This is a genomic window from Acidithiobacillus ferriphilus (assembly GCF_018854775.1).
In the GTDB taxonomy this organism is placed as follows: Bacteria; Pseudomonadota; Gammaproteobacteria; order Acidithiobacillales; family Acidithiobacillaceae; genus Acidithiobacillus; species Acidithiobacillus ferriphilus.
Window position 1 is genome coordinate 1 of record NZ_JAAZTY010000167.1, and the last position, 8273, is coordinate 8273.

Below are 8273 nucleotides of genomic sequence, written 5' to 3' on the forward strand. Positions count from 1 at the left end.
TTGCCCCCGCCGATGGGACCGTTGGCATTGAGGTTCTGGCCATTGATGCCTTCACCGGCATAGCCGGCCGTGGCTGCGGAGTGGGCGGGAGCCACCGCTCCGGCGTTAGTCGGAGCCCCGCTCCCCACATTGTGCGCACATCCCGCCAGCGTCAGTACCCCGGCCACAGCAACAACCACCTTCAGAAGATTCGAACGCATACTATTAACCTCCGCAAAAATTTACGGAATTGTAGCCTGTAGCCGGAGATAATAGCAATTGCGGCCCTCCACAGCCTCGACGGGCGATCCCTTTCGCGCTAGATTGTCGAAGGATACCAAGCATCTCCCACGAAACAAGCATGGCCCTATGAATCACACTCCGGAGCCAGTCGTCCTGGCGCATGCCCACACCACCGGCCTCCCACCGCCCAAGGCATCGGAAGACCCCAAACACGGACCCAGCATCGGGCGATCAACACTCATCAACCTTCTTGGCCTGCTGGTGCCTACCGTCGTCGGTCTCGCTACGGTCCCCCTCTACCTGCACCAGATTGGAGAAATCCGCTACGGCGTCCTCCTGCTCGCCTTCACCTTCCTCGGCTATTTCGGCGCGTTCGATCTCGGCCTGGGTCGCGCCGTCGCACAACGGGTAGCCCGTCAGGACAATGTCCAAGACCGCAATCACACCTTCTGGACAGCCTTTCTCCTCTCCATCGGCATGGGGATCATCGGCGCGATCCTTCTATATTTTCTTGGGCAATGGCTCTTCGCCGCCATCTTCCGCATCCCCGTCGAACTCCGCCCGGAAATGGAAAACGCCGTCCCCTGGCTAGCCGCCATCGTCCCGCTCACCGCCGTCATCTCAGTGCTCGCGGGCGCATTAGAAGCCCGACAGTCCTTCGTCGCCCTCAATCTCAGTCAGATGACCGGCGTCATCGGTCTGCAAATCCTGCCCCTGGCCGCCGCCATGCTTGGCCACAGCTCCATGCCCGTTCTGCTGGCCGCCGCCCTCGCCGGACGCCTGCTCGGCGTCGCCGTGATGATTGCGACCACGGCCCGCGCGCTCCCCTTTTATGGGCTACCCCACATACACCGGCCGGAAATCGGACCGCTGTTGCGCTTTGGGGGATGGGTCAGCGTATCCGGGCTGGTAACGCCTTTACTGACCATCGTGGACCGGTTTTTTATCGGCACGATGCTGGGTGCTGTCGCCGTGACCGCCTATACGGTGCCTTACAACCTCACCCAGCGTTTCACTTATCTGCCCGCGGCCCTCAGCACCGCACTTTTCCCGCGCTTCGCCCGTGGTGGAAACAGCGAGAACGCGCAACAGATCCTGAACGACGGTATTCGCGGGTTGGTGGCCATCCAGACCCCTTTTATCGTTTTGGGCATCCTGCTGATTTACCCCTTCTTCAATCTTTGGATTGGCTCCGACCTTACCAGACGCGCCGCGCCGGTGGCCATCGTACTACTCGTCGGGATATGGATTAATGGCCCTGCCTATCTGCCCCATAACTGGATGCCAGCCCAGGGCCGACCAGACCTGATGGCCAGATTCTATCTTGCGGAGTTGCTCCCTTTCCTTGCATTGCTTTGGTGGCTGGTGGATCTATGGGGTATCATGGGCGCGGCGTTGGCATGGGTCATACGCAGTACCGCAGATGCTGCTTTCTGTTTCGTAGCTACAGGTACTACGCGCACCTATGGCATTGCTTCAGGGATCACCCTGTTACCCGTTGCGATAGCCACCATAATGGCCCTTACCCAAAACCCACTTTTTGTGTACATTCCTGGCGGGCTCATCACGTTACTTGTCGCCATTGCACTGTCCTTCTTCCTGCTGCCAAAACCGATAAAGCATCGTATCCATGCCTGGCGGCACCGTTCTGCAAAGCCTGTGTGGGAGCCCTAAGTGACCTCTTGGAAAAAACACCTCAAATCGGCACTTCGTAAAACGCCTTTATTCAAGCCACTGAAGTATATGGCAGCGATATTCGGTCGTAGTACCTATCCATTACCCTTCAGTCATACCGAATCCGCAGCACCTTTTCTGGATCGTGCCATAGCACGCATTGGCAACCTACCTCTTACTGAAAGAAATAGTCATAATTTCTATAGCTATTTTAGTGAAATCTGGGACCAGAACTACGAATCCGGGCTCAACGAACAATATGCTTCCTACCTTCCACTTCTCAGAGCACTGCCAGAAGGGCAGTTTCTCGATATAGGCTGTGGTGCAGGGGAGTTTATCTACTACCTGAACCAAAACCATATTCCCGCCGAGGGCATTGACCAGGATATCCAGGAAGTCGAGCGCGCCACACGAAGAGGGCTATCAGTCTTTTGTGCTAGCGCCGAAAGTTACTTAAAAGAAAGCAAAGAATATTACTCTGGAATTTCGCTGCTGGAGGTTATTGAGCATATCTCTCCAGACGGAATACCCCCTTTGCTGTCGATAATATTTGAAAAGCTCATGCCGGGCGGCGCAGTGCTCATTGAAACCATAAACATCAAACACCCATTGGCATTTCATTCATTTTATACCGATCCCACTCACCAGCGCCCTGTACCATCTGATTTATTGGTATTCATGCTTCAGTGGCATGGATTTGTAGATGCACAGGTTATCTATACCAACCCGCTGGCATTCAGCCTCTCCGAATCCAGCGATCCTACACGAGCTTATTTCAACTATGCGGTCATTGCAAAAAAACCGGATCATTCGACTAAAATAAAATGACAACAGTACTCAAAAAATACCTACGGCGCAAAATGCGTAGTATCCTTTACAACCAAAGAGCGATCGCCATCGTTCGGAATCTGTTACGCCCGTTCCCAGGACTGGAAGAAGAAGTTCGAGTCTTAGCATATCGGCTCAAGAAATCAACAAAACAGCCTATCACCAGGTCACAAACGCGCCAAATCGGCCAGGTGAAGCCACCTGAGGGCTATGTGCCAAAATTACTTTTCGATGTTTCCGAATTAGCCATAAGAGACATCCACACGGGCATTCAACGGGTCGTGCGAGCATTGTTGCTCGAAATGCTAAACCATCCGCCAATGGGTTATCGGTTGCATGCAGTGCGGGCCGATGCCAATGGCGATCTATTTTACGCGCATAATTATACTGCCAAGGTACTTGGGCGGAACAAACCTGAACTACCGGACAATCCCGTAAGAATCACACCGAGCGACATTTTGTTGAGTACCGATCTTTATCTCACCTTTCCTTTTACCACATTACAGTTGCTACACGATCAAGGGCTGCGCATAGTATTTACTATCTACGATCTGTTTGCCGTAAAGCTTGATACGATGCCGGGAGCCTACAGGTTGGCTTTTGGCGACTGGTTTAATGGTGTTCTCACCACTGCTGACGCCATTATCTGCGACTCCCACTCCGTCGCAGACGAAGTAAAAGAATGGTTACAGCAACACCCCAATGCGCGGCAGGAGCCTCTCCCCATCGGTTATTTCCACCTGGGCGCCGATCTGGCATCCAGCAAACCCACCCAAGGTATCAGCCAGGACGAGGCGTCCATACTCGCGGTGCTACGCGAGCGACCCACCCTCCTCATGGTCGGCACCGTAGAACCGCGCAAAGGCCACGCCCCGGCACTCGATGCGCTGGAAGCACTCTGGAAAGATGGCACGGACATCAACCTCGTCATCGTCGGTAAGGAAGGCTGGCGCAGCCACGATCTGGTCCGTCGTCTGCGCCGCCATCCCCAGCGCAACAAGCAACTGTTCTGGCTGGAAAAGGCCAGCGATGCCCTGCTCATGCAGCTTTACGCCCAATCGACGGCCTTACTGGCCGCCTCCTTCGCCGAAGGCTTCGGTCTGCCTCTCATCGAAGCGGCCCATTACGGTCTGCCCGTCATCGCTCGTGATATCCCGGTTTTTCATGAGGTGGCGGGCGATTTCGCCTTTTACTTCCCCAACACCGATAGCGCCGCCTTGGCCGACAGCCTCCGCCACTGGCTCAAGCTCCACGCCGAGGGCCAAGCCCCTCGCTCCGCCGACATGCCCTATCTCACCTGGGCGCAAAGCACCCAGCAGCTCCTCAAGGTGATTCTGGAAAACCACTGGTACACCACCTATCAGCCAGCGGATGCACGGGAGACCACCAACGATGAATAGCGCGTGCAAAAATTTTAAATGCGGCATTCTGGCGCCGGTCCGCTGCATTTGACGCGGCGACTTGGGATACGCAGATTGAGGTCGATGCGACAACAGGTTAGACTGGCCGCGTTCATCCGCAACAAAGCCCTGGGCACCCATCATTGCAGTTCAAATTCGTATCATCCGGCCGCTTCCGCCTTCGTGTCCACCCTGCCAGCGCTCGCTGAATAGGGCGGGGCTGGTCGATTATCTGGATTACAATGCTTAGCGACTTATACGAAGCCAGTGTAACCCCACCGGGAGCCGATCATGTTCTCCCGGAATAGTGCCGCCAGCCGATTCTTTGGACTGAAGGCATTCGCGGCTTTTCTGCTGGCACTGCTGTTCTTCGGCTGTGGTGTTGGCAACACCAGTCTTTGGAACATTGACGAACCCATCTATGCCCAGTCGCTGAAGGACCAGATTGCCCAGCACAATCTGGTGGTCCCGACCTTCAATGCGCGGCTGATGCCTGACAAGCCGGCACTCAATTACTGGCTCATGTGGACCGGCGTCAAGGTGCTGGGCTTGAACTCCTGGGGTTTACGGGTGGGTTCCGTTGTCGTCGGGGCCTTGCTGATCCTCTATCTGATTATGGCCCTGCGGCGTCTGTACGGTGAAAACATCGCGTTGATCGGCGGCCTGCTGACGGCCACGGCGCTGCACAGCACGGTGATTTTTCGCGGCGCCACGCCGGACCCCCTCCTCATTCTGACGGTCACCGTTGCCCTGCTGAGTTATCTGCGCGGATACCTGTTCCCGGATATCCGCAGCCGCGAACTGCTCATCGCCTATGCCGCCATGGCCTTCGCCACCCTGGATAAGGGCCCCATCGGATTCCTGCTGCCGGGCCTGATCATCGTGCTGTTTTTGTTGCTGCGCCGAGAGCTGTCCTTTCTCTGGCGGGAAGGTCGGCTGGACTGGGGGATACCGCTTTTTCTGGTCATCATGCTGCCCTGGTACCTTGCCGTGGGCATCGAAACCCACTGGGCCTGGGATCGCGCCTTCATCTTCAAGCAGAATATCGGCCGCTTTGATGACAGCATGCAGGGGCACCGCGGCCCCTGGGTGTATTATCCGATCAGTACTTTTCTCGGGATGCTGCCCTGGTCGGTCTTTTTACCGCAGGTTTTTCGGGATATCTGGCTTTCCCGCCAGCACTTTTTACGCAGCCAGCCGAAGACGCTTTTTCTGCTGGTCTGGGCGACGGCGTGGATCGGCTTTTTTACCCTGTCTGCAACCAAGCTCCCCAATTATGTCTGGGAAGCCTACCCGCCGCTCTTCATTCTGCTGGCCGCTTATTTTGAGAACGTCCGCGTTGCCGCCACGTCCCCCGCGCGCTGGGGAATGACGATCTCTCTCGGGGTGCTGTTCCTCATCGGGTTGGCACTGAGTGTCTTCGCCGCCTGGGTGGTGCCTTTGCGCGAACCGCAGCTACCGGGCATGGTGGAGATCGGGATACCTTATATGCTGGCGGCAGCGGTCGCCCTCGTGCTGCTTCGGCGGCAACGCTGGCCGCAGGCTGGAGCCACCCTGGCTGTCGGCGGTGTGACGCTGACGGCGCTGCTGGTTTTCGTCATCACCCCACCCCTTAACGCCGTGAAACCCGCACGGGCGATGGGGCAACGCATTGCCGCCCTACAGGGTCCGCAGCCCTACCGGCTCGCCTCCTGGCAGTGGTTTCAGCCGAGCTTCCTGTTTTATGCCGGGCGTGGCAACATGCCCATCCGTCATCTGCAGGCATTGGCGGAGTTACCTGCGATCCTCGGCCCGGAGCCGCTTTATCTGGTTTGTCCGGCCGGTGATGTGCATGCCGTTCGCGCCGCGGTGCCCGCCGCCTATCAGCAGCAAACCATCATGATACGATACGAAATCTACAGTCACACGGATATCGCGCTCCTCCGCATCAGCGCACGGCAGGAAACATCTTGACCTCCATAACGCGCCAAACTACCATGAATTAAAGCATGTGGTGATGGAGTCCACCCGATAACCGCCTTTATCAGGCTGATGACTGCTACTGATCCTGATCGCAAGGTCGGGTGTGGAAAGTCATGGAAAGCATATAAGGGGAAGGCATGCTCGGCGATATCGTCCTACAGGGTGGACAAGTCTTGACGGTGCTTTTTCAGCGCGAACCGGGTCCTTCCATTTCCCAGCCCCTTATTGGGATATTACCGAAATCCGCTTCCTGGGTGTTTTTCTCGGCGCCGATGGCGGCTTTTACCGCCATGCTCATCGTGCCGACGCTGATTCCGATCCCGACCAATTTCCCGCCGCTTCTGTCCGATATGGGGGATATCCTCGGTGACGGCCTGATCCCGACCCTCGGCGGATTCTTGATGCCGATCATCATTCTGGGCAGTGTTTTTTATTTATAAGGAGTAAAAATGTTCGCCACATTCGGCTTCATTGCGCTGTTTGCCGTACTCGGCGCCTGGGCGCGTTATGGGCAGACCTTGCTGGTGCAGGCGGTGTTCGGCCGAGGCTTTCCCTGGGCAACCCTGAGCATCAATGTGCTGGGCTGTTTTATCATGGGTTTCCTGTTTTTTGAGACTTTGGAACGTATTTCTGTGAGCCCTGAATTACGCACCGGGATACTCACCGGCGGACTGGGTGCTTACACCACCTTTTCGACATTCTCCCTGGAAACGCTGGTGCTTTTTGAAAATGGCGAGGCCATCAAGGGCCTGCTCTATATGTTTACATCGCTGTTTCTGTGCGTCGGTGCCGCTTTTGTCGGGGCCTGGGTTTCCCGCAGCATCTGAGAGGTGAAGCATGACTACGGTATCTGTAGTGCGTATTTATATTAAAGAAGGCGATAAACATGACGGACATAATCTCATGGAGGAAATCTTCCGCATGCTCCACGATCAGTACAAGGTGCATGGTGTCACCGCCTTTCGCGGTGTCGCGGGCTTTGGCAGCAAAGGAGTCATGCATGCCGACGATATACTGCGCCTGAATGTGCATCTGCCGCTGGTGCTGGAGTTTTTTGATGAGCCGGAAACGGTGGATGCCGTACTGCCGCATCTGCGGGAATTGGTGCCGCCGGGCCATATTCTGCGCTGGGAAGCTGATTGCGGTTAAGGGTGTTCTATACTCAACCCAAGGCGGATATTTGCGCATATGACCGAGTGTTTCTGCCATTCATTGTAAAAGAACGGGAGTCTCAACGTGAAAGATCTACGCACTAACTTCTTGGACCACATCAAAAAAGGCCTCAAGGGAAAGCCGTTGCCGCTGCGCGTCCTCTTCTGGGATGGCCATGAATATACCTTCGACGAGCAACCCCTCGTCACTATGCACCTGCGTTCCGCCAAGATCCTCTCGCGCCTGCTCATGGGCAGCGCGCTGGATGTGATCGGCGAGGGGTATGTGGAAGGTACCATCGGCCTTGATGGCCGCTATCAGGATATTCTTGCGGTGGCAGAGGGGCTGGGCGATGTCTTCCCCGCCAAAAAGCCCAGAGGTGGTATTTTTCGCAAACATCACGCCGCCCACAGCAAATCCCAGGATGCCGAGGCGATTCACTACCACTACGATGTCTCCAATGATTTTTACAAGCTCTGGCTGGACCACAACATGGTCTACTCGTGTGGCTATTTCAAAACCGGCACCGAAGATATCGGCACCGCGCAGGAGCAGAAGCTGGATCATATCTGCCGCAAACTCCATTTGCAGCCCGGCGAAAAGCTCCTCGATATCGGCTGCGGCTGGGGTGGCCTGTTGACCTGGGCCGCGACGCATTACGGAATCCGGGGCGTGGGCGTCACCCTCAGCGAGCAGCAGTTTGCCTACGCCAAGGAACACATGGAACGCAAGGGCTTGGCCGACCGCGTAGAAATTCGCCTGCAGGATTACCGCGACATTCCCGAACGGGATTATTTCGACAAGGTCTCTTCGATAGGGATGTTTGAGCACGTCGGTCGCGCCAAGCTAGGCGAGTATTTCCAGGTGATCAACCGGGTGCTCAGGGAGGGCGGCTGGGTGATGAATCATGGCATCACCGCCGGTCAGCAGGATGACGAAGACGGACATCATTCCGGTAGCGATTTCATGGATAAATACGTCTTCCCCGACGGCGAGATCCCTCATTTGTGGCGCCTGGTATGGGAAATGGCGGGG

8 protein-coding genes, 1 pseudogene and 1 riboswitch are annotated in these 8273 nt (G+C 56.2%); of the genes and pseudogenes, 8 read left to right on the forward strand and 1 reads right to left on the reverse strand.

Annotation, left to right across the window (positions count from 1 at the left end):
- Positions 1 to 200, reverse strand: a pseudogene (locus tag HF921_RS11070) (peptidoglycan-associated lipoprotein Pal); the annotation flags it as partial.
- 148 nt (positions 201 to 348) lie between these two features.
- On the opposite strand from HF921_RS11070, the gene HF921_RS11075 reads away from it, so the two are divergent.
- The 8 genes from HF921_RS11075 to HF921_RS11110 form a co-directional block, all read left to right on the forward strand.
- Complete coding sequence (locus HF921_RS11075) at positions 349 to 1896, forward strand: flippase (protein WP_226834518.1); 1548 nt, start codon at positions 349 to 351, stop codon at positions 1894 to 1896.
- Positions 1897 to 2724, forward strand: coding sequence for a class I SAM-dependent methyltransferase (locus HF921_RS11080; protein ID WP_215893818.1), 828 nt, complete (start codon positions 1897 to 1899; stop codon positions 2722 to 2724). It begins immediately after the preceding gene.
- 320 nt (positions 2725 to 3044) lie between these two features.
- On the forward strand, positions 3045 to 4124 hold the full coding sequence (locus tag HF921_RS11085; protein ID WP_215893819.1) for a glycosyltransferase family 4 protein: 1080 nt from the start codon (positions 3045 to 3047) through the stop codon (positions 4122 to 4124).
- A gap of 291 nt (positions 4125 to 4415) precedes the next feature.
- Positions 4416 to 6077: an ArnT family glycosyltransferase gene (locus HF921_RS11090; protein ID WP_215893820.1), complete on the forward strand. Its 1662-nt coding sequence runs from the start codon at positions 4416 to 4418 to the stop codon at positions 6075 to 6077.
- Positions 6078 to 6107: 30 nt separating this feature from the next.
- Positions 6108 to 6172, forward strand: a riboswitch (Fluoride riboswitch).
- 51 nt (positions 6173 to 6223) lie between these two features.
- Positions 6224 to 6526 carry a hypothetical protein gene (locus tag HF921_RS11095; protein WP_226834520.1) on the forward strand — a complete coding sequence of 101 codons (303 nt, stop codon included), beginning with the start codon at positions 6224 to 6226 and terminating at the stop codon, positions 6524 to 6526.
- Between the two features lie 9 nt (positions 6527 to 6535).
- Positions 6536 to 6913 (forward strand): fluoride efflux transporter CrcB, encoded by a 378-nt coding sequence (gene crcB / locus HF921_RS11100; protein WP_064219456.1) that lies wholly within the window; start codon positions 6536 to 6538, stop codon positions 6911 to 6913.
- Positions 6914 to 6923: 10 nt separating this feature from the next.
- Positions 6924 to 7235, forward strand: a complete 312-nt coding sequence (locus tag HF921_RS11105; protein ID WP_064219457.1) for a DUF190 domain-containing protein — start codon at positions 6924 to 6926, stop codon at positions 7233 to 7235.
- A gap of 87 nt (positions 7236 to 7322) precedes the next feature.
- A partial coding sequence (locus tag HF921_RS11110) for a class I SAM-dependent methyltransferase (protein ID WP_215893821.1) occupies positions 7323 to 8273 on the forward strand: 951 nt, incomplete at its 3' end.

Bases quoted from the DNA above. Each gene is read 5' to 3' on its own strand.
- HF921_RS11075 (WP_226834518.1), top strand. From the start codon at position 349: ATGAATCACACTCCGGAGCCAGTCGTCCTGGCGCATGCCCACACCACC.
- HF921_RS11085 (WP_215893819.1), top strand. From the start codon at position 3,045: ATGGGTTATCGGTTGCATGCAGTGCGGGCCGATGCCAATGGCGATCTA.
- HF921_RS11090 (WP_215893820.1), top strand. From the start codon at position 4,416: ATGTTCTCCCGGAATAGTGCCGCCAGCCGATTCTTTGGACTGAAGGCA.
- HF921_RS11095 (WP_226834520.1), top strand. From the start codon at position 6,224: ATGCTCGGCGATATCGTCCTACAGGGTGGACAAGTCTTGACGGTGCTT.
- crcB (WP_064219456.1), top strand. From the start codon at position 6,536: ATGTTCGCCACATTCGGCTTCATTGCGCTGTTTGCCGTACTCGGCGCC.
- HF921_RS11105 (WP_064219457.1), top strand. From the start codon at position 6,924: ATGACTACGGTATCTGTAGTGCGTATTTATATTAAAGAAGGCGATAAA.